The organism is Vibrio sp. S234-5 (assembly GCF_000960595.1).
In the GTDB taxonomy this organism is placed as follows: Bacteria; Pseudomonadota; Gammaproteobacteria; order Enterobacterales; family Vibrionaceae; genus Vibrio.
Map to the genome: position 1 here is coordinate 1 of NZ_JZAM01000066.1, position 24732 is coordinate 24732.

Genomic DNA, 24732 nt, shown 5'->3' on the forward strand with positions numbered 1-24732 from the left:
AATGAATACTGATAAGTTTCTAGTCCCTAGAAGCTAGTTCCTAGAAAACTTGAATTGACTGTGCTCGATACCGAAGTATCAAATTGGTCACTCAGTTCATTGATAAATCTTTTGGATTATCATCAACAAGTGCCCACACAGATTGATAGGTTTATATTGTTAAAGAGCTTTCTTCCTGCTTCAGTGACTGAGTCACCGTGGAAGAGGCGGCCATTTTAGCGAGTTAAGTTTTTGTGTCAACCACTTTTTTTCAAAACTTTTTCAGGTGAATCACCTGACTAAAATGCCTTGCTGATTTGCCTTGGTTCCTTATGGAGCCTTGCCGTGTCAGCGAGGTGGCATTATAGAGATTGCGATCACATTGGCAAGCCATTTTTGCACTTTATTTTGCTTTTTTTGCCTTATGGGTGTTTTTTACGCACAAAAGGGTATTTTTGCTACTTAAGTAACCGAAACCTTCGGCCTTAAACCTCAACTCAAGGAGAAATAATGAGCTCAATAAGAAGTTATAAAGGTATTTGCCCACAAATTGGCGACCGCGTTTACATCGATAGTAGCTCGGTTTTAGTTGGTGACATCCAAATTGGCGATGACTCGAGCATTTGGCCACTGGTTGCTGCACGTGGCGATGTTAACCACATTCGTATTGGCGAGCGCAGCAATATCCAAGATGGTAGTGTTTTGCACGTCACACATAAAAATGCCGTCAACCCCGATGGCTATCCACTGCTCATTGGTAATGATGTCACCGTCGGGCACAAAGTGATGCTGCATGGCTGCACGATAAAAGATCGGGTTTTGGTCGGTATGGGGGCGATTGTGCTGGATGGGGTAATAATAGAAGAAGAGGTGATGATCGGCGCAGGCAGTTTGGTCCCCCCCGGAAAAGTCTTAGAAAGTGGCTTTCTTTATGTAGGCAGCCCAGTAAAGCAAGCTCGTCCTTTAACCGACAAAGAGCGAGCATTTCTGCAAAAGTCCGCGGATAATTACGTGCAAAACAAAAATGACTACCTCAGCCAAGTAAAAGTCATCAACCAATAACAATGTGGCCTTCGTCATCGAAGGCTTCTTCTTCAATGAGCTCTTCTGCTAATTCTTCAAGGTCAAAACGACACAGACCAAATGCACTTAGCGCCTGTTCTTGGTTCGCAATCGTCGACATGGTTAATTGCTCTAACTTCGCTTTCTCGACAAAGCACTGAATCAAAGCCCCAGATTGCTGCGCAGCAAACTGCACCACCTGACGCTTCTCATCCCAACTCTGTATATCGGGGAACAAAATGGCTTGGTTCATTGACTACTGACCTTCTAGGTTTTTGCGTAATTCACGTAATATCTGCTTTGCGCTCGGCCGCAAGCCGCGCCACAACATAAAACTTTCCGCCGCTTGGTTGACCAACATTCCCAGGCCGTCATACGCTTGGGCTACACCATGCGCTTTAGCCCATTGGTTAAATGTCGTGTCTCCTTTGCCATACATCATGTCGTAGCTAATGCTGCTGGTGGTAAATATAGCGGGGCTGACAGAGGGGAGCTCATCACTCAAAGAAGCGGACGTGGAATTGATAATGACATCGTACCCTTCCTCAATCGCACTCATCGCTTTTGCCATGACTGGCCCATAGGGGGAAAATAGCTCCGCAAGCGCCTGTGCTTTGACGAAGGTGCGGTTGGTAATAGTCAATGATGCGGGCCGCTGTTGCAACAAAGGCAGGATGACACCCCGCGCGGCGCCACCAGCACCGATTAACAAGATTTTTGCGCCACTAAGCGACACTTGATACTGCAATAAATCTTGCACTAACCCTGCACCATCGGTGTTATCACCAATGATCTCACCGTCATCAAGTTTCTTTAAGGTATTCACGGCCCCTGCCAGTTGCGCGCGCTCGGTTAACCGATCCGCCAATTGATAAGCCTCTTCCTTAAACGGCACCGTCACATTACACCCTTTTCCACCTGTGGCAAAAAAGGCGTTTGCGGCGGACTGAAAACCATCCAGCGGAGCGAGCTCTGCGGTATAGCTTAGGGACTGATTAGTTTGGCGAGCAAACAGGGTATGGATAAACGGCGATTTACTGTGCCCGATCGGGTTACCAAACACCGCATAGCGATCAAGTTGCTGGGTCATTTCCTTACCTTAAAAACAAAACAGGGCCATCTAATTCGATGACCCTATCATTATCTCCTTGAGGAGAAAAGCGTTACCAATCTCTCGGCTGGAGGAACTCGTCATACAAGCGTGCTTCCGCCGAACCCGGTTGTGGCTGATAAGCATATTCCCAGCGAGCCAATGGCGGCATAGACATCAATATCGACTCAGTTCGACCGCCACTTTGCAGACCAAACAAGGTGCCGCGGTCATAGACCAAATTGAATTCTACATAACGACCTCGACGATAGAGTTGGAACTCCCGCTCGCGCTCACCATATTCAAGCACTTTGCGACGTGCGACGATTGGCAAATACGCCTGACAATAGCCTTCCCCCACCGCCTTAAGGTAATCAAAGCATTTATCAAATTCCCATTGGTTCAGATCGTCAAAGAACAAACCGCCCACACCGCGGGTTTCGTTGCGATGCGGCAAGAAGAAGTATTGGTCGCACCACGCCTTGTGCTCAGCGTAAACCGTCTCACCAAACGGCGTGCATAGCGCTTTGGCCGTGTCATGCCATGATTGGCAATCTTCTTCAAACGGATAGAAAGGCGTCAGATCGAAACCGCCACCAAACCACCAAATCGGCGCTTCGCCCTCTTTTTCGGCGATGAAAAAACGCACGTTGGCGTGTGAGGTGGGTACATAAGGATTTTTCGGATGCATCACCAAAGACACGCCCATCGCTTCAAAACGCCGCCCAGCCAACTCCGGGCGATGTGCTGTGGCAGAAGCTGGCATCATTTGGCCCTGAACGTGAGAAAAATTAACCCCACCTTGCTCAAACACATCACCATCACGCATTACCCGCGTGCGGCCTCCACCGCCCAGTTTTTCTCCGGGTTCACGCTGCCAAGCATCCTCGACAAACACCGCTCGTCCATCTTCTTGTTCTAATTGCTGACAAATTGCATCCTGCAGTGCCATCAAATACTGCTTCACTGCTTGTTTATTGATTGCTGACATTCTTTACTTACCTTTGAAGCAATGCAGGGTTATCCCTGTCTTAATATTTGTGCGCTTCGCACATCGCGAATTTCACTCGGTTTTGTTCGCCCACCCGTTTCACCAATGAGTATGGCCTGAACTTTATCGCCCAACTGCTGTTGCACTTGTTCCAAAGTGAGGCAGGCAGGAAGCCCGGACAGATTGGCGCTGGTAGAGGTTAACGGCTTTGCAAAGGCGATGCACAACTTTTGCACTAAAGGATGATCGCTGACACGCACCGCGACCGTATCATACTGTCCCGTGACCCAAGATGAGGCAGACGTGCTGGCAGGAACCACCCACGTATACGGCCCCGGCCAGCTTTGCTGCATGCGTTCGATCTCGATGTCAGTCAGAGCGTCTCGGTCGATGTAGGGCCATAACTGGTCAACATTGGCTGCAATCAAAATCAGCCCTTTATCGACCGGGCGCTGTTTGATTTCCAGCAGCTTACCGATCGCTCTACTGTTATCCGGATCGCAGCCCAAACCAAATACCCCTTCGGTAGGGTAAGCGATGACTTCGCCTTGCTGTAAAGCACGCAGTACCTGTTGAAAATTGTCCATCCCATATCTACCCACTGTTTGATTCGTTCTCAGTGTACAAACAATTCTCTCAGTGAGCGAAAAGGAATTACTTGAGCTCAGCGATTGGCGAAGTGACGCAAACGTTTGCTTGGCATCAAAAACCCCGTATAATGCGCACAAATTTTATCAGCTCACCCAATTATGCAGCTTGAAGGAGTTTGAGATGAAAGTCGGTATCATCATGGGTTCTAAATCGGATTGGCCAACCATGAAATTGGCAGCAGAAATGCTGGACAAATTTGGGGTTGAATACGAAACCAAAGTCGTTTCTGCACACCGCACCCCTCAACTTCTGGCTGAATACGCGTCCACCGCCAAAGCGCGCGGACTCAAAGTGATCATTGCTGGTGCAGGCGGCGCCGCTCATTTACCCGGCATGACCGCCGCATTCACAAGTTTGCCTGTACTTGGCGTTCCGGTGCAATCGCGCGCGCTCTCTGGGCTGGACTCGCTCTACTCCATCGTACAAATGCCAAAAGGCATCGCGGTTGGCACATTGGCGATCGGTGAAGCAGGGGCGGCCAACGCAGGGTTATTAGCTGCGCAAATTCTCGGCACCCATGATGAGGCTATTATGGCAAAAGTCGAAGCGTTTCGCGCCGAGCAAACCGAAAGCGTCCTTGCTCATCCAAATCCGGCCGAGGATTAATCCCATGCATGTACTGGTTCTTGGTGCGGGTCAATTGGCTCGCATGATGTCTCTGGCTGGTGCGCCACTGAATATTCAGATCTCCGCCTACGATGTGGCAAGCGGTAATATCGTCCACCCTCTGACTCAGCACCTGCTCGGCTATGGCTTAGAAAATGCCATTGAACAAGTCGATGTGATTACCGCAGAGTTCGAGCACATTCCCCATGATGTACTTGATGTGTGTGAAGCGAGTGGCAAGTTTCTACCTAGCACGCAAGCGATTAAAGCTGGTGGTGATCGTCGCTTGGAAAAAGCGTTGTTGGATAACGCAGGTGCGCGCAATGCAAACTACTACATCATTGAGACGCGTGAAGATTTTTCTCGGGCGATAGAGCATGTCGGTGTACCTATGGTGCTCAAAAGCGCCTTGGGTGGCTATGATGGCAAAGGCCAGTGGCGCTTGAAAGACGCCACTCAGGCGGAGGCTATCTGGAAGGAAATGGCCGAATGCATTGCGGCCACGCCAACCCAAGCGATTGTCGCTGAAGAGTTTGTCCCTTTTAACCGTGAAGTCTCGTTAGTCGGCGCACGAGCCAAAGATGACCACGTCGAAGTGTATCCTTTAGCGGAGAACGTACACACCAACGGCGTTCTGAGCCTTTCCACCGCAATTGATGCGCCAGAGCTGCAAGCCCAGGCAAAGCAGATGTTTACCGCGGTCGCGGAGAGCCTCGATTACGTGGGTGTGCTGGCGCTGGAGTTTTTTGATGTCGATGGGCAACTGCTGGTGAATGAAATCGCGCCTCGAGTACATAACTCTGGCCATTGGACACAGCAGGGCGCGGAGACCTGTCAGTTTGAAAATCATCTGCGTGCCGTATGTGGCCTGCCACTTGGCAGTACCAAGCTGGTGCGTGAAACGGCGATGATCAATATTCTCGGCGAAGAGAGTTTGCCTGAGTCGGTGCTCGCGATGGCTGGCTGCCATGTTCATTGGTATGGCAAAGAAAAACGGACTGGACGCAAGATGGGACACATCAATGTGTGCGGTGACTACAGCGGTGAACTGCAACGCCGTTTGTGCGCGTTAGCCAAAGTGCTGGACGCCGATGCGTTTCCGGCCGTGCAAGCCTTTGCCAGCAAATGGCGTGATTAATTCAATCGCTGATGATAACGAAGATAACAAAGGAGCACATGGCCCCTTTGTTGTTTAATCGTCCTCTTTAGGATTCAGTACCACTCGATTGCACATGCTGGCACTTACGATCTGCGCACTGATATTTCACCCCGTGAGCGGATTTCTTCTCCACCAATAAAGCAAAACCGCACTGCTCACAGCGCCCTTTCACTGGGGCTTGATTGAGCGCGAATTTGCATTTTGGGAACTGATCGCAGGCATAGAAGGTTTTACCAAAGCGATTTTTCCGTTCCAGCAAATGGCCTTTTCCGCATTCAGGGCAAGCGAACAACACCTTTTGATCTCTGGCTTCAACTGGATTAATCGATTCGATATGATGGCACTGCGGGTAAGCACTGCAACCGACAAACATGCCATAACGCCCCTGACGCAGCACCAACTCTTGACCACACTCTGGACAGGCGACGCCAAGTTCTTTAACGATATGACCGTCATTGTGATGCAGCGCTTTGATGTAATCACACGCGGGATAGTGGCCGCAGCCAAGGAAAGGACCGTGTTTACCGTGCTTTAACACCAATTCTCCACCGCATTTCGGGCATGGCTCACGCTCTAATGCGTGTTCATGCGCCGAAAATAGGGTGTGGTCGATTTTACTACTCATAGATACCGTGCAGGGAAAGCGTTAATGCAAAATGCCTTGTTCTTTGGTGTACAACAGCTCTTCCATCAGCGTGTAGGCGTTTTCATTGCCGGGCACATTAAACAGCACCATCAGAATAATCCACTTGAGATCGTCGAGCTCAAATTCGTTGGTTTCGAGCCCCATCACCCGATCGATCACCATTTCACGGATTTCGGTGGTCAGCACATTAATTTGCTCGAGAAACAACAGAAAGCCACGACTTTCGAGATCCAATCGTTGCATTTCCTGCGCCGTATAGATACGGGTAGACGCGGTGGCACTACAACGCGAAATGGCTGAGTGCGCATCGCTTTGCTGCAACGCGGCGAGCTCTTCTAACCAAAGAAGGGCTTTATAGATATCTTGTTGGTGAAATCCCGCTCGAAGCAGTTCTTCTTCAAGCTCATCTTGATCCACTTGCAAATCTGCATCGCTATGGATGTAAGTTTCAAACAGATACATCAGTATATCCATCATCATAGCTAGCCCCTCCCCCTTCGAATATAGCCACCGTTAATTGCAACAACATGTCCTGAAAGCTCAAGCTCTAGGAGCTGCATCATGACTTCTTGCACAGGTATATTGGTCCTGTTTGCCAGAATATCAACTGGTGTCGCCTCACTTCCTACGTTAGCTAACAGCTCAGAAAATGGCAATTGTTCTTCGGTATTAAGTGGAGAAAATAAATCTCCCGTTTGCTGCTGATAAGACCAATCCAGTAACGATTGTATTTCACGCAAGATGTCATTGGGCTCAGAGACTAAGCACGCCCCGTTTTTGATCAGTTGATTGCCACCTCGGCCATTCACCGAAGAAATCGAACAAGGCAGAGCAAAGACTTCTCGCCCTTGCTCTGCCGCATAACGAGCGGTGATGAGTGAGCCGCTTTTTTCAGCCGCTTCCACAACCAACACCCCCAGCGCCAAGCCACTGATAATACGATTACGGCGAGGGAAGTTCTCCGCACGGGGTTTAGCATCAGGGCGAAACTCAGACACCAGCGCACCTTGCTCGGCGATTCGTTGCGCCAACTTGCGATGGCGAGCGGGATAAATGTGTTCGAGCCCTGAGCCTAGCACGGCGATGGTGTCACCACCTGCATTGAGTGCGCCATCGTGAGCGTGGCCATCAATACCCAGCGCTAAACCACTGGTCACCGCAAGCCCCTGTTGAACTAAAAACTCCGCAAACTGCCGAGCATGCTGTAGCCCTTCTAGACTGGCATTGCGACTACCAACCATCGCAAGTTGCGGCTTGCTCAGTGCGCCCACCTCCCCTTTAACAAACAGATAAGGCGGCGCGGCTCCAGCTTCTTTAAGCAGTGGCGGATAATCGTCATCGACTAAGGTGAGAATGTGATGACCTTGTTGCAGTTGCCAAGTCAGTGACGCTTCCACATCGCGGCGAGCCTCTTGCCGCAGATAGGCGAGTTGAACGGCAGAAAACCCCAAATTGAGCAATGCATTATCTGAGTAGGCGAGAATATTGAGCGGAGAATCAATACTGAGTAATTTGGCTAATCGTTTTACCCCGATCTGCGGCGTAAAACTTAAGCTTAACCAAGCGATCAGTTCTTGCTCTGACATTACGGCTCCTGAGCAGAGGGACGCGGTTGATGAGCTTTGGGCGGCACAACGATAATGTCTCGGGTGATCGGTTTATTGCTGCGAGTAATCAAAGCAAGACTAAAATAGTCGTAAGGGCGGATCACCATCAGTTCGCCAACGCGCGTTTGTGGCAAGGTGATGGCTTCGTCAGCCGAACCGGATTCATAGCTAAAGGCATCATCTCGGCGATACACCTCAGCCGAGGAGTTATACAACTCAAACATATGCCCTTGACGCAGATTGTCCGCCGAACCTTTATCCAAAATTACCACCTGATTTGGCGCGCTGTAATCAATGCCATCAATATTGCCAAGCATTTTCACCGCTAACCCTTGCGGTGCCGGAGAAGGATAAAAGGTTGCAGAAAGGGTATTGAGCTGAGTTTCTGAGACGGGCAAAGCAATGTCATTCAGCAAGACTTCTTGGCGAAGGGCTGTCACTTCAAGACTCGAATAGTCTTCAGCACTTTGACGAAGCTTCCCTTCTGCGACCACACGCAGCGCAACCACTGGCGATGATTGATCGTCACGGGTAAACTCGGCCACCACACGGTAGATGGCCCACTGCTTTTCACTGTGTTGGCCGCTGATAAACAAGCTCTCTTCTTTTGCGAGATATTGATGCCCCTCACTGGTGCCCATCACTCGAGCGACCGTGGCGAGCTTTTCCTTTTCTAATAAGCGATCCGATTGGAGATAAGGGAGCACTAAGCTTTCCACCACAACCGGCAGAGCTTTCTTCTCGGTAATGCGCGCTTTGGGGCTCAAGGTGACCACGGGTTTTAAACTCAGCATCGGCTGACCATTTTTCCACACCAGCGACAACTTATCGCCCGGATAGATCAGGTGAGGGTTCTCAATCTCCGGGTTAATCTGCCATAAACGTGGCCACAACCAAGGGCTGTCTAAGTAGAGCGCGGAAATATCCCACAAGGTATCGCCCTTCACCACCACATAGGTTTTCGGTGCATCCGCTTTAATCGCCAAAGGCACCGTTTCGGCCTGAGCCATTAACGTAGCGGTACAAAACAGAGGCAATAATATGGCGCGCGACAGCGCTTTAATGGCTAGCTTCATGATTAAGTTCCCTACTCCAAGAACGGGAGTAACACGCGGAAATTGGTGTCAGGATGCTGTCATTTAGGCTATAAAATGTCTAGAATTGAGCCAACTAGGTTTGTGCTGTTTCGGCACGCTTCAACATTTTGAGTGTATATGTCTGTATTGCAAGTATTAACATTCCCGGATGATCGCCTGCGCACCGTTGCAAAACCGGTCGAAACCGTGACCCCTGAAATTCAGAAAATCGTCGACGACATGATCGAAACCATGTACGACGAAGAGGGCATCGGCCTTGCTGCAACACAGGTGGATATCCACCAGCGTATCGTGGTGATTGATATCTCCGAAAACCGTGATCAGCCGATGGTGCTGATCAATCCAGAAATTTTAGAAAAACGCGGCGAAGACGGCATTGAAGAAGGCTGTTTGTCGGTTCCCGGCGCGCGCGCATTGGTACCTCGTGCGGCAGAAGTCACCGTCAAGGCGCTGGATCGTGATGGCACCCCATTCACGCTTGAGGCCGATGATTTATTGGCGATCTGTATTCAACACGAGCTCGACCATCTTCAAGGTAAGTTATTTGTCGATTACCTCTCGCCGCTTAAGCGCAAACGTATTCAGGACAAATTAGCGAAAATTAAACGCTACAACGAAAAAAACGCCTAATACGACCATTTTTAATTTAGAAGGAAGTCAGCCTTGAGCCAGTCTTTACGTATTGTCTTTGCAGGGACTCCGGATTTCGCCGCCCGTCATTTGGCGGCGTTGTTGTCTTCGGAGCACGACATTATTGCGGTGTACACTAACCCCGATCGCCCCGCGGGCCGGGGTAAAAAACTGGCCGCGCCGCCAGTCAAAGAGTTAGCCCTAGAGCACAACATTCCAGTGTATCAACCGGAAAACTTTAAATCGGCTGAAGCCAAGCAAGCGCTTGCCGACTTAAATGCCGATCTCATGGTGGTGGTGGCTTATGGGATGTTACTGCCGCAAGCGGTATTGGACACGCCTAAACTCGGTTGCATTAACGTACACGGTTCTATCTTGCCACGTTGGCGTGGCGCTGCGCCGATTCAGCGTTCTATCTGGGCGGGTGATGCCGAAACAGGCGTAACCATCATGCAGATGGACATCGGCCTCGATACCGGTGACATGCTCAAAGTCGCCACTTTACCGATTGAACCGAGTGACACCAGCAGCTCGATGTACGACAAACTGGCGCAACTGGGTCCGAAAGCGTTACTCGACTGTTTGAGCGAAATTGCCTCTGGCACCGCCGTGGCGGTAAAACAAGACGACGAGCTTGCTAACTACGCGAAAAAACTCAGCAAAGAAGAAGCACGCATCAACTGGCAAGACGATGCAGCGCACATTGAACGCTGTGTACGCGCCTTCAACCCTTGGCCGATCAGCCACTTTAACGTGGCCGAAAACAGCATCAAGGTGTGGCAAAGCCGCGTCGCAGAGCAAACCAGCTCAAAAGCGGCTGGGACCATTTTGCAAGCAGACAAAAACGGTATATACGTCTCCACTGGCAACGGTGTACTGGTTTTAGAACAGATCCAAATCCCGGGTAAAAAAGCGATGCCAGTGCAGGATGTACTTAACTCGCGCGCGGCTTGGTTTGAAGTCGGCTCGGTGCTGGTTTAATTTTCCGGGCGATGCAATTCGCCTCACTAAGAACTTTACGAGGGCAGAGACGCCCTCTTTAACTTTAAGGTACTCAACATGAATGTTCGCGCTGCGGCTGCCAACGTCCTGTATCTTGTGGTCGACAAAGGCCACTCGCTGTCCAATGCCCTTCCAGAAGCTCAACAATCAATTCGTCCACGTGACCACGCGCTGCTGCAAGAGATCTGCTATGGCGCGCTGCGCTATCTTCCTCGTTTGGAAAGCATTGCCAGCCAGTTGATGGAAAAACCGCTGAAAGGCAAACAACGCGTCTTTCATCATCTGATTTTGGTTGGCCTGTATCAACTCGGGCACATGCGCATTCCAGCCCATGCCGCCGTAGCGGATACCGTAGAAGGTGCGCAGGATCTCAAAGGGCCACGCCTGCGCGGTCTGATTAACGCGGTGCTGCGTAACTACCAGCGCAACCAAGAACAGCTTGATGCCTTTTCCGTTAGCCACAATGCGGGAAAATACGCCCACCCAAGCTGGCTGCTGAAAACACTACAACAAGCCTATCCGCAGCAATGGCAAGAGATTGTGGACGCCAATAACCAAAAAGCGCCAATGTGGCTGCGAGTCAATCGACAGCACCACGATCGCGATGCCTATGTGGCGCTGCTCAATGATGCAAACATTGATAGCACAACGCACAGCGAAGCAAAAGACGCGATAAAATTGGCCGCGCCTTGCGATGTGCGCGCTCTACCCGGGTTTGCTGAAGGCTGGGTTTCAGTCCAAGATGCCGCTGCCCAATTGGCTCTGCGTTATCTACAGCCACAAGATGGCGAGTTGATCCTCGACTGCTGCGCGGCACCGGGTGGCAAAACCGCCCATGTGTTAGAGCAGGTAAGCGCGCGAGAAGTGGTGGCGATCGACTGCGATGAAACGAGAACCTGCAGCGCCTCAATCTGCAAGCGCAGGTGATTTGCGGCGATGCACGCTACCCACAGCAGTGGTGGCAAGGCGAACAATTTGACCGCATTTTGCTTGATGCTCCTTGCTCTGCCACGGGCGTGATTCGTCGTCACCCCGACATCAAATGGCTGCGCCGCGAGGACGATATTGCGGCCTTGGCCCAACTGCAGAGCGAGATTTTCGATGCAATGTGGACACAGCTCAAACCGGGCGGTACGCTGGTTTACGCCACCTGTTCCATCATGCCAATGGAAAACGTCGAGCAGGTCAACGCGTTTTTGCAGCGCACCCAAGATGCCGAGTTAGTGGGCTCCGATCCTGAGCAGCCAGGGCGTCAGATTCTGCCGGGCGAAGAAGACATGGACGGCTTCTACTACGCGGTACTTCGCAAGCACGCATAAGCACAACAGGCGATTGAGCACAGCTCAGTCGCCTGTTCCCATTTAAGAGAACAGAGTATGAAGATCATTATTCTTGGTGCTGGCCAAGTTGGCGGCACGCTGGCAGAGAACCTGGTCGGGGAAAACAACGACATCACCATCGTCGACAAAAACGGCGACCGACTGAGGGAGTTGCAGGACAAATACGATCTGCGCGTGGTTAACGGCCATGCCAGCCACCCCGATGTGCTGCATGAAGCGGGCGCGCAGGATGCCGACATGCTGGTCGCCGTGACCAACACCGACGAAACCAACATGGCGGCGTGTCAGGTGGCGTTTACTCTGTTCAACACCCCGAACCGCATTGCGCGTATTCGCTCTCCGCAATACTTAGCTGAAAAAGAGGCACTTTTTAAATCGGGCGCGATTCCGGTCGATCACTTGATTGCACCAGAAGAGCTGGTGACCAGCTACATCGAACGTTTGATCCAATACCCGGGCGCGTTGCAAGTGGTCAGTTTTGCCGATGAAAAAGTCAGCCTCGTGGCGGTCAAAGCCTATTACGGCGGGCCATTGGTTGGCAATGCACTCTCTGCACTGCGCGAACACATGCCGCACATCGACACCCGCGTCGCGGCGATTTTCCGCCAAGGCAGACCGATCCGCCCGCAAGGCACCACGATTATTGAAGCCGACGACGAGGTGTTCTTCGTTGCGGCGAGCAATCACATCCGCTCGGTAATGAGTGAATTGCAACGGCTGGAGAAAACCTATCGCCGCATCATGATTGTCGGCGGGGGCAACATCGGCGCCAGTTTGGCGAAAAGACTTGAGCAGACTTACAGCGTCAAACTCATTGAGCGCAACTTGCAGCGCGCCGAAAAACTGTCGGAAGAGCTGGAAAACACCATCGTTTTCTGCGGTGACGCCGCAGACCAAGAGCTGCTGACGGAAGAGAACATCGACCAAGTGGACGTGTTTATCGCCCTAACCAACGAAGACGAAACCAACATTATGTCTGCCATGCTGGCCAAACGCATGGGGGCAAAAAAAGTGATGGTATTGATCCAGCGTGGCGCGTATGTGGATCTCGTGCAAGGCGGCGTGATTGACGTGGCGATTTCCCCACAACAAGCCACCATTTCAGCCCTGTTAACCCACGTTCGCCGCGCGGACATCGTCAACGTTTCCTCACTACGCCGCGGCGCGGCAGAGGCGATTGAAGCGGTCGCACACGGCGATGAAAACACCTCGAAAGTGGTTGGCCGCGCGGTGGGCGACATCAAACTGCCACCGGGTACCACCATTGGCGCCATCGTACGTGGTGAAGAAGTACTGATTGCCCACGACAGAACCGTGATTGAGCAAGATGACCACGTGGTGATGTTCTTGGTCGATAAGAAATACGTGCCCGACGTGGAAGCCTTATTCCAACCGAGCCCATTCTTCCTCTAGGACTGTTGTATGGTTAACTTTCGTCCCGTACTGTTTGTGATTGGGCTGGTATTGTCCAAAATCGCCCTATTCATGTACGTTCCGACGCTAGTGGCGTTTTTTACCGCGACCGGCGGCTTTCTCGATTTCGCCCAAGCGGTAGTGATTACGCATATTGCGGCGTTTATCTGTTTGAGCATCGGCCGCACCGCGCACTTTAAACTCAGCGTGCGCGATATGTTCCTCATCACCAGTTTGGTGTGGACCATTGCCAGTGCGTTTGCCGCGCTGCCTTTCATGTTCATCAACCACATCAGCTTTACCGATGCCTACTTTGAAACCATGTCCGGCATCACCACCACAGGCTCGACCGTGCTCAGTGGTTTGGACAACATGGCACCGAGCATCTTATTGTGGCGTTCGATTTTGCAATGGCTCGGCGGAGTGGGCTTTATCGTTATGGCGGTAGCGGTTTTGCCGATGCTCAACGTCGGTGGGATGAAGTTGTTCCAAACCGAATCTTCCGATTGGTCGGACAAAAGCAGCCCCAGAGCGAAAACCGTGGCCAAAAATATTGTGGCGGTGTACCTAATCCTCACTGTGCTTTGTCTGATGGGTTATTTGCTGACCGGGATGAACCTGTTTGACGCCATCAACCACTCATTCACCACCTTATCAACCGGTGGCTACTCCACTTCCGACGGCTCGATGAACCATTTTTCCAAAGGGGCACATTGGGTTGCAACCCTGTTTATGTTTTTGGGCGGCTTGCCTTTTCTGCTGTTTGTCTCGGCGCTGCGCAAACGACGTTTAGACGCGCTGTTTCGCGATGCGCAAGTGCAAGGCTTTACCTTTTTGTTTCTCGGTTCAAGCTTAGTGGTCGCGACTTGGTTGGTTATGCGCGACGGTTATACCATCGCCGATGCACTGCGGGTGGCAATGTTCAATATTGTCTCTGTGGTGACCACCACCGGATTTGGCCTGGAAGATTTCACCGCGTGGGGCGCTCTGCCGACCACGTTATTTGCCTTTTTGATGATGGCCGGAGCCTGCTCTGGCTCGACCTCAGGCGGAATTAAAGTCTTCCGCTTTCAGATAGCGATGACGCTGCTCAATAAGCAGATCATGAAACTCATCCACCCTTCGGGAATTTTCGTGCAGCGCTACAACCATCGCCCAGTCAATGACGACATTGTGCGATCCGTGGTGGCTTTTGGTCTGATGTTTTTTATTACTATCATCGCCATCGCAGGGGGGTTGAGTGCCATGGGGCTGGATCCCGTCACCAGCATTTCGGGCTCAATCACCGCAGTGGCGAACGTCGGCCCGGGAATGGGCAATGTGATTGGCCCAACAGGCAATTTTGCCCCGCTGCCGGATGCTGCCAAGTGGTTACTTAGCCTAGGTATGTTGATGGGACGTTTAGAAATTTTGACCTTGTTGGTGCTGTTCTTCCCCGCTTTTTGGCGACGTTAAGGAGATGCGATGAAACTGTGGACAACGGCCTTGATGCTACTGAGTGGCGCCAGCTATGCCGGGCAAGTGATTACCCTGCCCGATGGGCGGCAAGCCGAACTGAATGATGATTTTACTTGGCGCTATCTGCTACCAGAACAGAGCGAGAGAACACCGCAACCAATGCCACTGCGTAAACCGCTGCTGGCCGGCGTAACCATCACTCCCGGTAATGGCAAACCCGTGTTGCAACTCTCGCACTCTGGTGTGGATGTGATCCTGCGAGCGGCCGAGTATCAAGACGGCGAGTTGCTCATTCCGCTCTCCGTCGCCAATCAGAGCACGCAATCGGTGATCACTGTCGCCGTAGAGCTGACGATCACTAACTTAGATGGAGAAATTCTCTATCACGACAACGTCGGCGTCTGGCAATCAATCAAGCGTTTAGCAGAAACCTATTTGCGCCCACAACAGTTAGCGCAAGGCAAAACGATAAAAATCGCTTTGCCACCGCATGCTCAGTATCAGCTACAAGCCAATATCGTGCAGATAGAAAGCCGTTAAACCGGCTGAACGTAGAGATAAATAGCCAAGAAGTGGCAAACGCATCCAGCCAAGACAAAACAGTGCCAGATGGCATGATTGAAGGGAATGCGCTTTGCCACATAGAAAATCACGCCCAGCGAGTAGATAACCCCACCACAAGCTAAGAGCGTCAGCCCGCCCACATCCAACGTGATCGCCAATTGGTAAATCACGACCAAAGAGAGCCACCCCATCAGCAGGTATGATATGAGAGAAAAGCGCTTAAAGCGGTAGACAAACGCCACTTTCATGATGATGCCAAGCAGGGCTATCGACCAGATGACGATCATTAAACCAATCGCCAGTGGCGTGCGTAAACTCACCAACAGAAAAGGCGTATAGCTGCCCGCGATCAACAGATAGATGGCGCTATGATCAAACGTTTTTAGCCAACGTTTGGCCTGCGGTGAGGGAATCGCGTGATAAAGTGTCGAGGCCAAAAACAGCACAATAATACTGGCGCCGTAAACGGCCATACTGGTTATGGTTAACGGGTCGGCATTGTGTTCAGCGGCTTTGAGCAACAACAAAACCAGCCCAACAATCCCAAACACCATGCCCAGTGCGTGCGTCACCGCGTTGGCGACTTCTTCACGCACACTGTATTGATTTACTGACATAACAAACTGCACCGCACAAGATGACTGAATCTCGCGTCAGTATCGCACATTTAGCTTACACGTGTAAGCTAAAAATTATGACGCTTTGTTTACGTGCTTTGTTCCAAAAACTGCACCACTCGCGCACCAGCCTCTTGGCCACTGACATCAAGGGGAATCGTCAACTCGCGTTTCAGTTTTCCCGCCCCAAGCAGGCTGGCTAGCATGCCTTTTCCGCCTTCACGCAGGCGATCCACTTCAAACCACAAACTCAACCCATTCTCTTTACGATAGGCCACCATTTCCAGCTCACGCCAACGCCCGTGATAAGGACCTGCGGTTGGAACAAACTCAAATTCTTGCACAAAGGGCAACTCAAAACCCTCAGCAGCTTCGCATTCCACTTGGCGAATGCGCAGCCCCTTCTCTTCCAACGCAGTGAAAATGCCATCCATCAACGCATCTGGTCGCACGGTCAAACTGTCTTTGTCTGTAGGATCCAACGCCATCGCCACATCCAATCCCGTTTCCAGCCAAACACGCGCATCGCCTAAGGTGATCGGCGTGTTGCACGGAATCGCCAAGCTCACATCAAAGACCCGCTCTTCGCCTGGCTGGATGGTAAACGCATAGGGTAACGTCCACTTGGCCAGCACATGCGTTTGAGCGACGCGCCGCAACACCTGGCTTTCTCGATCGCCACTGTCCTGCGCGACTTCGGCGATATAGCGGCAGCAAAGCTTTACATCGATGTTGTCAATCTCCTGCGCACTCGCCCCACCATAGACATGGATTTTGAGCTCCGCCTGCTGGCCGGCGTACAACACATCCTGCTGCAACACCGAATCTACTTTGGCACTGCCGATACCAAAACTGGCCAACGTTTTTTTGAAAAATGACATATTCACCTCCTTGAACAGACATTCAGTGTACTGACGAATCGCCACTGGCGAATAGTATCCAGCTCACAGATAGTCGCTGCAATCTTTGTCTTGTCACATCGGTTAGACATTTTTTCCAGCGATCAATTGTGCACCTATCGATCGATTTTAATAAGGGTGCTAATCTATACCTGATATGCATGCATATCGTTATTCCTGCACATTTATTTGGATTGGCAGACGCCAGAAAGAGCCACCCTTCAAGTTTTGAAGTTCAACTCATAAATGTACAGGCCATTAGATTGGCAATGGATATGCCTGACCGTTAGGTAAAAAATGCGCCCAACAGCAGTCAGGTTCTCGCACACAAACCGTAGTGCAATGCGTCGTCGTAATGGTTTTGCCGTTGCTCCGACTGCAAAAAAAATGGCTCTTGGTATGACCTTAGTCGAGCAAGCCGCTCTGATGCAAACTCCGGCTAAAATCATTCAGGCAGCCTAATCTAAAAAGCGTAGCAGTTGCTGCGCTTTTTTCTTTTGCCAAGCTACACATTCCCGTTTGGCCTTCTGTTTGCAATTTGATACCTTAACGCAAAATACCTATAAAATTTGTGGAGAAAGAGATGAAGTGTCATCGCATTGAAGAGCTGCTTGAACTACTCGAACCGGAGTGGCAAAAAGAGCAAGAGATGAACTTGCTGCAATTTATCGTCAAACTCGCTGGCGAAGCAGGATTTAAAGGGCCATTGGAAACGCTTTCTGACGATGTGCTGATTTATCACCTCAAAATGCGCAACAGCGCCAAAGATGAGATGATTCCTGGGCTGAAAAAAGATCAGGAAGAAGACTTCAAAACCGCCATTCTACGAGCTCGTGGCATCATCGAATAAGCTCTCACTGATTGATTTTCTCAAAGCGATTCCGATGAATCGCTTTTTTATTTTCTCCCGCTGTTCAGAGAAAAATTGCGTTAACTGTACTGAAATTTGTTGTTAAAGGTTGATAGCGTTAAAGAAATACAAATGTTATTGGTTGTATAATCGTCATTCATCAGTATTTACTAAAATAGTAGATAGCCCTGTTCAATTCTATGAATGGCGGCCTATCAGCAATGTCACTGAGCGCAAACAAACAGAAATTGCGCCGCCAAAGCCTAAGAAGGATCAATCCATGAGTCAGGATAAAATCGATATCAAAGATGTGACTCCCAAAACGTTTAACCCGAAAACCCACAAAGGAAATGGCGATAGATTTAACCCCAGCAACCGGATTTACGTTCGTGAAAGCAAAGGCACTTACCAGAAGCTGCGCCGATATGGTGGTTGGTTTTTGCTTGTCTTGTTTGCGATGGTACCGTGGATCTCGTATGGCGATCGCCAAGCCATCTTACTCGACTTTAGCCACCAGCAATTTAACTTCTTTGGCACCACACTCTACCCACAAGATCTGACCTTGCTGGCGCTGCTGTTTATGATCGCTGCATTTGGCCTGTTCTTTATCACCACCTTTCTTGGCCGGGTGTGGTGTGGTTATCTCTGCCCGCAGACCGTTTGGACGTTTATGTACATCTGGTTTGAAGAAAAACTCGAAGGCAGCGCCAACAAGCGTCGCAAACAAGATGCCGGCAAGCTAACCACCGATTTGGTGCTGCGCAAAACCGTCAAACACCTTGCGTGGTTTGCTATCGCGCTGGCGACCGGATTTACCTTTGTCGGCTATTTTGTGCCAATCCGTGATTTGGTGGTGGATTTCTTTACCCTCAACGCCAGCTTTGGCCCGGTGTTCTGGGTGATGTTCTTTGCTATCTGTACCTATGGTAATGCAGGTTGGATGCGTTCGATCATGTGTATTCACATGTGCCCGTACGCCCGCTTCCAATCAGCGATGTTTGACAAAGATACCTTCATCGTCGGTTATAACACCAAGCGCGGTGAGCAACGCGGACCTCGTTCGCGCAAAGCCGATCCCAAACAGCTGGGCTTGGGTGATTGTATCGACTGTGACTTGTGTGTGCAGGTCTGCCCAACCGGGATTGATATCCGTGACGGTTTACAATACGAATGCATCAACTGCGGCGCCTGTATCGACGCTTGTGATACTACCATGGAGCGAATGGGCTACGAAAAAGGGCTGATCAGCTACACCACCGAACATCGTCTTTCTGGCAAACACACCAAAGTGATGCGCCCGAAACTGATTGGTTATGGTCTGGTGCTGTTAGTCATGATCGGGCTGTTCTTTGCCCAAGTGGCCTCGGTGGATCCAGCCGGGTTGAGTGTGATTCGTGACCGCAGTCAGCTGTTTAAAGTCAATAGCTCCGGCGAAGTGGAAAACACGTACACGCTGAAAGTGATCAACAAGACGCAGCAAACTCAAGAATATCAACTGGATGTGAAAGGCTTGTCGGATGTGAGCTGGTATGGCAAACAAACCATTCACGTCAGCCCCGGTGAGGTTTTGAATCTGCCGTTAAGTTTAGGGGTTAATCCCGACAAGCTGAGCTCTTCAATTACGACAATTCAGTTTATACTGACCGATAAGAGCAACGACTTCAGCATTGAAGTAGAAAGCCGTTTCATCAAGAAACTGTAACTTCACCCTTAATTATGGAAAAAGGCTCAGTAATGAGCCTTTTTGTTTTTATGTCGCAAAGTGAGTTTAATTTTGCCGCGGTAACCCCTGACTTTATGTGGTACGCCTTAGAAAGTATTGGTGTGCGCGCTGAATCCGGATTTCTGCCGTTAAACAGTTACGAAAACCGCGTGTATCAGTTCAGCGATGAAGACCGAAAACGCTACGTGGTGAAATTCTATCGTCCAGAGCGCTGGAGCGCCGAACAGATCGAAGAGGAGCACCAGTTCACTTTGGAGCTACTCGACAACGACATTCCGGTCGCCCCGCCTTTGGTGATCAATGGCCGCACTTTGCATCACTATCAAGGACACTTATTTGCCCTGTTTACCAGCGTGGGTGGGCGGCAATTTGAAGTGGACAACCTCGATCAGCTCGAAGGCGTCGGCCGTTTTCTGGGTCGGATGCACAAAGTGGGCGGCCAACAACGTTTTGCCCATCGTCCAACCATCGGCCTGCAAGAGTACCTGCACCAGCCGCGTGCCACTCTTGAGCAATCAAAGATGATCCCACATCATCTGCAAAATAGTTTTTTCAGCGACCTTGATCGACTGATCAGTGCCATCGAGCATCACTGGCCAGCTCATAACGACATTATCCGCTTGCACGGCGATTGCCATCCGGGGAATATTCTCTGGCGCGACGGACCAATGTTCGTCGATTTAGACGATGCGCGAAATGGCCCAGCGGTACAAGATTTATGGATGTTACTCAGTGGCGAACGTCACGAAAAAACCATGCAACTGGATATTTTGCTGGAAGGCTACCAAGAGTTTTGCGATTTTAATCACGCTCAATTGAAACTTATCGAGCCTTTACGTGGTCTACGAATGGTGCATTATATGGCCTGGTTGGCAAAACGATGGCAGGATCCGGCGTTTCCCCTCGCCTTTCCTTGGTTCAATGAGCCAAAATACTGGGAAGGTCAGGTTCTGGCGTTTAAAGAACAAATCGCCGCTTTAGAAGAGCCCCCTCTTTCATTGATGCCGCAATGGTAACCAGCCTTACAACTAACGGAGAAATTATTAGATGAAAAAGTTGTTCGCATTTTTTTCACTGCTCATGCTCAGCCTGACAGCCAACGCTGCCAATTTTAAACAAGGTGAGCACTACAAAGTGCTGGATCTCGAAGCATCGAAAAAACCCAGTGTCACCGAATTCTTCTCTTTCTACTGCCCCCACTGCAATAGCTTTGAGCCAATCATCCAGCAACTGAAAAATCAGTTGCCTGACGGGGTCAAACTGCAAAAAAATCACGTCTCTTTTATGGGCGGTTCGATGGGACTGTCGATGAGTAAAGCCTACGCCACCATGATTGCGCTAAAAGTCGAAGATAAAATGGTTCCAGTGATGTTTAACCGCATTCACAACCTGCGCAAAGCGCCAAAAGATGACGCCGAGCTGCGCCAAATCTTCCTTGATGAAGGTATTGATGCGAAGAAATTTGATGCGGCCTTCAATGGCTTTGCCGTGGATTCTATGGTGCGTCGCTTTGACAAACAGTTCCAAGATAGCGGTTTATCTGGCGTGCCTGCGGTGTTGGTGAACAACAAATACCTCGTTCAGGCGCAAGGCATCAAGAGCGTTGATGAGTACATTGAACTGGTCAACTTCCTGCTGAAGAAATAATATCACTAGGTTGATAAAAATCGGGGAGCCCAATGGGCTCCCCGATTTTTTAACCTCGGTGAATCTCTTTGAGCACAGCATCTTTTTCCTGCCAAAGATCGCCGAGCCACTGCTGAAACTGACGCTTGTAGGGTTTATCGTTGAAATAGTCGCCCATCACCTGCTCATTCACCGGTAAGACACGGATACGCACCACGATTTTACGCATTCGCCCAAGCAGCAGATCGCGAAAAGGTTTGTCGGTGTTGTGCGGGTAAGCCAGCGTCACATCGATGATATGGTCAAACTGCTCGCCCATCGCCGCTAAAGTGTACGCAATACCACCCGATTTTGGTTGCAGCAAATAGTCGTAACCCGCTTTACTACTACGCTTTTTCTGCTCAGTAAAACGCGTTCCTTCAACATAATTAACCACGGTGGTTGGCGAATGTTGAAACTTGGCGCAAGAGCGGCGTGTGGTTTGTAAATCTTGCCCGCGCTTGTGTGGATGGCGGATCAAATACTCACGTGAATAACGACGCATAAATGGCATATCCAAAGCCCAACAAGCCATACCGATAAAAGGCACGTACAGCAGCTGCTGTTTGAGAAAAAACTTCGGCATGGGAATACGATCTTTGAACACGCTGCACAGCACCACAATGTCGGTCCAACTGAGATGATTACTGATCAGTAGGTACCAGCCATCCTTCTTTAACCCTTCTCCACCCTGAATATCCCACTCGACCCGGTTGGACAGAGACAAAAGCTGGGTATTGACCGTTGCCCATAACCACATCATACGATTGGCGGCCGCCGTGGCATGAGATTTTAAACGTATGGTCGGCAACACCATTTTGATGAGGGCAATCAGGCAGATTGCAATCGAACACACTGCCGAGTTGAGAATAACCAGAAAAACGTTAATCAAAAGTAACAAATATGCCAACATAATGATGTTCAATAACCCATCTATCAGGTGAAGAAAAAAACAGCGTGTGATTATACTGTTCCAGGGTCAGTTTGGAACACGTGAAAAAATGGTCAGAGTAGTTTTCACCAATTAATGTGCGCCTTCACCCGCGAACACAGCAAACCATAAGGATAAACCATGCGAAAACTCATTTTGGCAACCCTCATCGGCGTTGCCACTCAGTCAGCACAGGCAGGGCTAGCGGATAGCCAAGGCTACAGCGGGGAGTTGTCAATCATCACCGGTTACAGCGCCAGTGAATCCAACTTCAATACCGAAGCAGAGGCCAGCATCAGCGATTATCGCGCCCCCTCTTCAAGCGAAAGCCAAGCACTGATTGGCATTCTGGGCAACCTCGCCTACACCTTCGGTCAAGGGTTGGAACATCAAGTCTATCTGGGTACCACTCGCGAAGATGTTGCGATCGGCACGCTGGCGCTACAACTGGGTTATAAGCACCAACTGCCGTCGGGTATCGTGCTTGATGTTTCGCTCCTACCAACCATAATGTCAGGCGAAACGTGGCAAGATCCTTATGCACTCAATACTCAGCGCCAAACCACCGATGAAGATGGCATGGCGTATCGCTTTAAATTAGAAAATCTCGCCGACGGTAACCTCAGCGCCGATTTTGCTTATGCAAGCAAAGAGATAGAGAAAGATAGCGTGAGCGATGCCAGTTTACGTCGAGATAGCAAGAGTTATTACGTCAAGGTGGATTATCGGTATATGCTGCGCCCAACCAGTTTCTTACTGCCTGCGTTCACCTACATCCAGCACGATGCGGATGGCAAAGCCGCCTCTTATGACTCCTACGCCGCCGATCTAAGTTGGTTTAACATCATGGATCGTCACCGCTTAGCTTTAACCGCAGGTTATAGCTTGCAAGATTACCAAGCCAGCAGCCAGGTCTTTACTAAAACGCGCGAAGATCAGCAATTGAGCCTGTTTTTGGCCTATGAATATCAGAACCTGTTCATGCAGCCTCAATGGTCGTTCATCACGCTCGCTGGCTACAACCAGACTAGTTCGAACATCGCCTTTTACGATGCGCAAGATGTGCTACTTTCTGTCGGGATCAACTACCGTTTTTAAACTGCTTGTGCGGTCAATTGCCTGAGCAGCCGATCCATCGCCCGATAGCCCAGCGCTTCCGCCAAATGAGGACGGGTTATCTGCTCAGCCCCTTGCAGATCGGCAATGGTGCGCGCCACTTTGATAATACGATGATAGGCGCGAATAGAGAGCCCGAGTCGATGCAGGGCGGTTTCTAAAAATTGCGCATCTTCCTTGGCCAGCGGGCAGTAGGTCTCAATCTCTCGACTGCCTAACAGTGCATTCACTTTGCCATTGCGCTGTTGCATGCGCTCTCTGGCCAAGTTGACGCGCTGTTTGACCAACGCAGTTGGCTCCCCGCGATCCCCGCCTTCCGCCAGCATCCCTTTGGGAAGGGAGGGGATTTCTAACGACATATCGAAGCGATCAAGCAGCGGCCCTGACAAACGGCTCAGATAACGCAGAATTGCCTGCGGATTGGCGCGTGCTTGGTTCCCTTCGTAATAGCCGGTTGGACTCGGGTTTAGCGCTCCGACCAACTGAAAGCGCGCTGGAAAGCGGGTTTTGCCTTGCGCCCGAGAGATAATAATTTCACCCGACTCCAACGGCTCTCGTAGCGAGTCAAGCACCTTGCGTTCAAACTCAGGCATTTCATCGAGAAAGAGCAAGCCATTGTGCGCCAGGGAAATTTCGCCCGGCCGAGGAATCGATCCACCGCCGACTAACGCCGCCATTGAACTGGAGTGGTGCGGCGCGCGAAACGGTCGTTGCTTCCAGTTGTGTTCGGTGATATCACTTTGCATCAGAGAAGCCACCGAGGCGGTTTCCATCGCCTCCTCCGTACTCATTTCCGGCAGTAAATCGCGCAAACGTGACGCGAGCATGGTTTTTCCTGTGCCGGGCGGGCCAAGGAAAAGTAAGTTGTGGTTGCCCGCCGCCGCAATCTCTAACGCACGTTTACCCTGCTGCTGACCGATAATATCCTGCAAATCCCGTTCATGGCTTTGGCGAGTTGGCTGCTTGGGTGTTTGATACAAAGTCAAACTTTGCTGACCACACAGGTGCGCGCACACTTCCAACAGTGATTGTGCCGAGCGGTGTCGCTCCTTACTCACCAGTGCCACTTGATCGCCATTAGCGTGAGGAACCACTAACTGACGATCGGCCAGATTGGCCGCCAGTGCTGCAGGTAGTACCCCCTTTACGCAGCGCAGCTCTCCACTTAACGCCAGCTCGCCAATAAATTCATGTGCCGCGATATGTTGCATAGGGATTTGATCCGATGCCGCCAAGATCCCCAGCGCAATCGGTAAGTCGAAACGCCCGCCCTCTTTGGGCAAGTCGGCTGGCGCCAAATTGACCGTGATCCGTTTGGCGGGAAACTGAAAATTGCTGTTGACGATCGCGCTGCGCACTCGATCTTTCGATTCTTTAACGGTGGTTTCCGGCAAACCCACCAAAGTAAATCCAGGTAGACCGTTACTGATATGGACTTCCACACTCACCAATGGCGCTTCGACCCCAACACTTGCACGACTATGAATGATGGCCAGTCCCATTTTATCCTCGTTAATTTATAGGTTCGATAAAGCAAAGTTTTTTAGCCAGACCAGTTATATAGCTTGAAGCGCCAAGAGGAGAATGTGAAAAAAGAATGAGTTTTTGCTTGTCACACTGCAGTTTTGTGTGTTAC

25 protein-coding genes and 1 pseudogene are annotated in these 24732 nt (G+C 50.6%); 14 read left to right on the forward strand and 12 right to left on the reverse strand.

Annotated elements, in window-relative coordinates:
* Nucleotides 1–489 precede the first annotated feature (489 nt).
* On the forward strand, nt 490–1041 hold the full coding sequence (locus UF06_RS02410) for a gamma carbonic anhydrase family protein (RefSeq protein ID WP_045569030.1): 552 nt from the start codon (nt 490–492) through the stop codon (nt 1039–1041).
* Here UF06_RS02410 and UF06_RS02415 read toward each other — a convergent pair.
* The 4 genes from UF06_RS02415 to UF06_RS02430 all read right to left on the reverse strand — a co-directional run bounded on the left by UF06_RS02415 (nt 1031) and on the right by UF06_RS02430 (nt 3709).
* A complete protein-coding gene (locus tag UF06_RS02415) occupies nt 1031–1294 on the reverse strand; it encodes a DUF1488 domain-containing protein (RefSeq protein WP_045569031.1) in 264 nt (87 codons plus the stop codon). The two genes, UF06_RS02410 and UF06_RS02415, sit on opposite strands and share 11 nt — an antisense overlap.
* A gap of 3 nt (nt 1295–1297) precedes the next feature.
* Entirely contained in the window at nt 1298–2131 is an 834-nt protein-coding gene (gene aroE, locus UF06_RS02420) for a shikimate dehydrogenase (RefSeq protein WP_045569032.1), read from the reverse strand.
* 73 nt (nt 2132–2204) lie between these two features.
* Complete coding sequence (hemF, locus tag UF06_RS02425) at nt 2205–3122, reverse strand: oxygen-dependent coproporphyrinogen oxidase (protein ID WP_045569033.1); 918 nt, start codon at nt 3120–3122, stop codon at nt 2205–2207.
* A gap of 29 nt (nt 3123–3151) precedes the next feature.
* Nucleotides 3152–3709: an L-threonylcarbamoyladenylate synthase gene (locus tag UF06_RS02430; protein ID WP_045569034.1), complete on the reverse strand. Its 558-nt coding sequence runs from the start codon at nt 3707–3709 to the stop codon at nt 3152–3154.
* A 184-nt stretch (nt 3710–3893) separates the two neighbouring features.
* Between UF06_RS02430 and purE the strand changes: the two genes are divergently transcribed.
* A complete protein-coding gene (gene purE, locus UF06_RS02435) occupies nt 3894–4379 on the forward strand; it encodes a 5-(carboxyamino)imidazole ribonucleotide mutase (RefSeq protein WP_039460909.1) in 486 nt (161 codons plus the stop codon).
* A gap of 4 nt (nt 4380–4383) precedes the next feature.
* Entirely contained in the window at nt 4384–5517 is a 1134-nt protein-coding gene (locus UF06_RS02440) for a 5-(carboxyamino)imidazole ribonucleotide synthase (protein WP_045569035.1), read from the forward strand.
* 67 nt (nt 5518–5584) lie between these two features.
* Here UF06_RS02440 and UF06_RS02445 read toward each other — a convergent pair whose 3' ends face one another.
* Genes UF06_RS02445 through UF06_RS02460 form a run of 4 tightly spaced genes read right to left on the reverse strand, consistent with a single transcriptional unit; the run spans nt 5585 to nt 8867 of the window.
* The gene (locus UF06_RS02445) at nt 5585–6163 is read right to left on the reverse strand and encodes a type I DNA topoisomerase (RefSeq protein ID WP_045569036.1); all 579 of its coding nucleotides are present in this window, start codon (nt 6161–6163) and stop codon (nt 5585–5587) included.
* A gap of 21 nt (nt 6164–6184) precedes the next feature.
* Nucleotides 6185–6664: a DUF494 family protein gene (locus UF06_RS02450; protein ID WP_045569037.1), complete on the reverse strand. Its 480-nt coding sequence runs from the start codon at nt 6662–6664 to the stop codon at nt 6185–6187.
* A gap of 2 nt (nt 6665–6666) precedes the next feature.
* Nucleotides 6667–7770, reverse strand: coding sequence for a DNA-processing protein DprA (gene dprA / locus UF06_RS02455; RefSeq protein WP_045569038.1), 1104 nt, complete (start codon nt 7768–7770; stop codon nt 6667–6669).
* Nucleotides 7770–8867, reverse strand: coding sequence for a LysM peptidoglycan-binding domain-containing protein (locus UF06_RS02460; protein ID WP_045569039.1), 1098 nt, complete (start codon nt 8865–8867; stop codon nt 7770–7772). Before UF06_RS02460 ends, dprA begins: the two co-directional genes overlap by 1 nt.
* 138 nt (nt 8868–9005) lie before the next feature.
* Here UF06_RS02460 and def point away from each other — a divergent pair, with 138 nt between their 5' ends.
* From def to UF06_RS02490, 6 genes and pseudogenes are all read left to right on the forward strand, one after another.
* A complete protein-coding gene (gene def, locus UF06_RS02465; RefSeq protein ID WP_045569040.1) occupies nt 9006–9518 on the forward strand; it encodes a peptide deformylase in 513 nt (170 codons plus the stop codon).
* A 33-nt stretch (nt 9519–9551) separates the two neighbouring features.
* Nucleotides 9552–10499: a methionyl-tRNA formyltransferase gene (fmt, locus tag UF06_RS02470; RefSeq protein WP_045569041.1), complete on the forward strand. Its 948-nt coding sequence runs from the start codon at nt 9552–9554 to the stop codon at nt 10497–10499.
* A gap of 78 nt (nt 10500–10577) precedes the next feature.
* A pseudogene (gene rsmB / locus UF06_RS02475) lies at nt 10578–11839 on the forward strand (16S rRNA (cytosine(967)-C(5))-methyltransferase RsmB).
* Nucleotides 11840–11896: 57 nt separating this feature from the next.
* Nucleotides 11897–13273 (forward strand): Trk system potassium transporter TrkA, encoded by a 1377-nt coding sequence (gene trkA / locus UF06_RS02480; protein ID WP_039435980.1) that lies wholly within the window; start codon nt 11897–11899, stop codon nt 13271–13273.
* 9 nt (nt 13274–13282) lie between these two features.
* On the forward strand, nt 13283–14728 hold the full coding sequence (locus UF06_RS02485; RefSeq protein ID WP_045569042.1) for a TrkH family potassium uptake protein: 1446 nt from the start codon (nt 13283–13285) through the stop codon (nt 14726–14728).
* 9 nt (nt 14729–14737) lie between these two features.
* Nucleotides 14738–15271 (forward strand): DUF3157 family protein, encoded by a 534-nt coding sequence (locus UF06_RS02490; RefSeq protein WP_045569043.1) that lies wholly within the window; start codon nt 14738–14740, stop codon nt 15269–15271.
* On the opposite strand, the gene UF06_RS02495 is transcribed toward UF06_RS02490, so the two are convergent.
* Nucleotides 15268–15912 (reverse strand): hemolysin III family protein, encoded by a 645-nt coding sequence (locus tag UF06_RS02495; RefSeq protein ID WP_045569044.1) that lies wholly within the window; start codon nt 15910–15912, stop codon nt 15268–15270. The genes UF06_RS02490 and UF06_RS02495 overlap by 4 nt on opposite strands.
* 89 nt (nt 15913–16001) lie before the next feature.
* On the reverse strand, nt 16002–16793 hold the full coding sequence (locus tag UF06_RS02500) for a sporulation protein (RefSeq protein ID WP_045569045.1): 792 nt from the start codon (nt 16791–16793) through the stop codon (nt 16002–16004).
* 601 nt (nt 16794–17394) lie between these two features.
* Here UF06_RS02500 and UF06_RS02505 point away from each other — a divergent pair.
* The 4 genes from UF06_RS02505 (at nt 17395) to UF06_RS02520 (ending at nt 21031) form a co-directional block, all read left to right on the forward strand.
* Nucleotides 17395–17661 carry a YihD family protein gene (locus tag UF06_RS02505; protein ID WP_039422426.1) on the forward strand — a complete coding sequence of 89 codons (267 nt, stop codon included), beginning with the start codon at nt 17395–17397 and terminating at the stop codon, nt 17659–17661.
* A gap of 280 nt (nt 17662–17941) precedes the next feature.
* Nucleotides 17942–19363 (forward strand): cytochrome c oxidase accessory protein CcoG, encoded by a 1422-nt coding sequence (ccoG, locus tag UF06_RS02510; RefSeq protein ID WP_045569046.1) that lies wholly within the window; start codon nt 17942–17944, stop codon nt 19361–19363.
* A gap of 50 nt (nt 19364–19413) precedes the next feature.
* A complete protein-coding gene (locus UF06_RS02515; protein WP_045569081.1) occupies nt 19414–20400 on the forward strand; it encodes a serine/threonine protein kinase in 987 nt (328 codons plus the stop codon).
* A gap of 31 nt (nt 20401–20431) precedes the next feature.
* Nucleotides 20432–21031: a thiol:disulfide interchange protein DsbA/DsbL gene (locus tag UF06_RS02520; RefSeq protein ID WP_039422421.1), complete on the forward strand. Its 600-nt coding sequence runs from the start codon at nt 20432–20434 to the stop codon at nt 21029–21031.
* A 49-nt stretch (nt 21032–21080) separates the two neighbouring features.
* Here the strand turns inward: UF06_RS02520 and UF06_RS02525 are convergent, their stop codons facing one another.
* Complete coding sequence (locus tag UF06_RS02525; protein ID WP_039422418.1) at nt 21081–21962, reverse strand: acyltransferase; 882 nt, start codon at nt 21960–21962, stop codon at nt 21081–21083.
* Between the two features lie 159 nt (nt 21963–22121).
* Between UF06_RS02525 and UF06_RS02530 the strand changes: the two genes are divergently transcribed.
* Entirely contained in the window at nt 22122–23078 is a 957-nt protein-coding gene (locus UF06_RS02530) for a DUF2860 domain-containing protein (protein ID WP_045569047.1), read from the forward strand.
* Here the strand turns inward: UF06_RS02530 and UF06_RS02535 are convergent.
* Nucleotides 23075–24598 (reverse strand): YifB family Mg chelatase-like AAA ATPase, encoded by a 1524-nt coding sequence (locus UF06_RS02535; RefSeq protein ID WP_045569048.1) that lies wholly within the window; start codon nt 24596–24598, stop codon nt 23075–23077. The two genes, UF06_RS02530 and UF06_RS02535, sit on opposite strands and share 4 nt — an antisense overlap.
* Between the last annotated feature and the right edge of the window lie 134 nt (nt 24599–24732).

Excerpts from the sequence above, each read along its gene's own strand:
- UF06_RS02525 (WP_039422418.1), bottom strand. The coding sequence starts at position 21,962 with ATGTTGGCATATTTGTTACTTTTGATTAACGTTTTTCTGGTTATTCTC.
- hemF (WP_045569033.1), bottom strand. The coding sequence starts at position 3,122 with ATGTCAGCAATCAATAAACAAGCAGTGAAGCAGTATTTGATGGCACTG.
- UF06_RS02445 (WP_045569036.1), bottom strand. The coding sequence starts at position 6,163 with ATGAGTAGTAAAATCGACCACACCCTATTTTCGGCGCATGAACACGCA.
- UF06_RS02495 (WP_045569044.1), bottom strand. The coding sequence starts at position 15,912 with ATGTCAGTAAATCAATACAGTGTGCGTGAAGAAGTCGCCAACGCGGTG.
- UF06_RS02500 (WP_045569045.1), bottom strand. The coding sequence starts at position 16,793 with ATGTCATTTTTCAAAAAAACGTTGGCCAGTTTTGGTATCGGCAGTGCC.
- UF06_RS02450 (WP_045569037.1), bottom strand. The coding sequence starts at position 6,664 with ATGATGATGGATATACTGATGTATCTGTTTGAAACTTACATCCATAGC.
- UF06_RS02410 (WP_045569030.1), top strand. The coding sequence starts at position 490 with ATGAGCTCAATAAGAAGTTATAAAGGTATTTGCCCACAAATTGGCGAC.
- UF06_RS02515 (WP_045569081.1), top strand. The coding sequence starts at position 19,414 with ATGTCGCAAAGTGAGTTTAATTTTGCCGCGGTAACCCCTGACTTTATG.
- def (WP_045569040.1), top strand. The coding sequence starts at position 9,006 with ATGTCTGTATTGCAAGTATTAACATTCCCGGATGATCGCCTGCGCACC.
- UF06_RS02535 (WP_045569048.1), bottom strand. The coding sequence starts at position 24,598 with ATGGGACTGGCCATCATTCATAGTCGTGCAAGTGTTGGGGTCGAAGCG.
- UF06_RS02485 (WP_045569042.1), top strand. The coding sequence starts at position 13,283 with ATGGTTAACTTTCGTCCCGTACTGTTTGTGATTGGGCTGGTATTGTCC.
- trkA (WP_039435980.1), top strand. The coding sequence starts at position 11,897 with ATGAAGATCATTATTCTTGGTGCTGGCCAAGTTGGCGGCACGCTGGCA.
- UF06_RS02430 (WP_045569034.1), bottom strand. The coding sequence starts at position 3,709 with ATGGACAATTTTCAACAGGTACTGCGTGCTTTACAGCAAGGCGAAGTC.
- UF06_RS02440 (WP_045569035.1), top strand. The coding sequence starts at position 4,384 with ATGCATGTACTGGTTCTTGGTGCGGGTCAATTGGCTCGCATGATGTCT.
- UF06_RS02490 (WP_045569043.1), top strand. The coding sequence starts at position 14,738 with ATGAAACTGTGGACAACGGCCTTGATGCTACTGAGTGGCGCCAGCTAT.
- dprA (WP_045569038.1), bottom strand. The coding sequence starts at position 7,770 with ATGTCAGAGCAAGAACTGATCGCTTGGTTAAGCTTAAGTTTTACGCCG.
- UF06_RS02530 (WP_045569047.1), top strand. The coding sequence starts at position 22,122 with ATGCGAAAACTCATTTTGGCAACCCTCATCGGCGTTGCCACTCAGTCA.
- UF06_RS02520 (WP_039422421.1), top strand. The coding sequence starts at position 20,432 with ATGAAAAAGTTGTTCGCATTTTTTTCACTGCTCATGCTCAGCCTGACA.
- UF06_RS02505 (WP_039422426.1), top strand. The coding sequence starts at position 17,395 with ATGAAGTGTCATCGCATTGAAGAGCTGCTTGAACTACTCGAACCGGAG.
- purE (WP_039460909.1), top strand. The coding sequence starts at position 3,894 with ATGAAAGTCGGTATCATCATGGGTTCTAAATCGGATTGGCCAACCATG.
- UF06_RS02415 (WP_045569031.1), bottom strand. The coding sequence starts at position 1,294 with ATGAACCAAGCCATTTTGTTCCCCGATATACAGAGTTGGGATGAGAAG.
- UF06_RS02460 (WP_045569039.1), bottom strand. The coding sequence starts at position 8,867 with ATGAAGCTAGCCATTAAAGCGCTGTCGCGCGCCATATTATTGCCTCTG.
- aroE (WP_045569032.1), bottom strand. The coding sequence starts at position 2,131 with ATGACCCAGCAACTTGATCGCTATGCGGTGTTTGGTAACCCGATCGGG.
- ccoG (WP_045569046.1), top strand. The coding sequence starts at position 17,942 with ATGAGTCAGGATAAAATCGATATCAAAGATGTGACTCCCAAAACGTTT.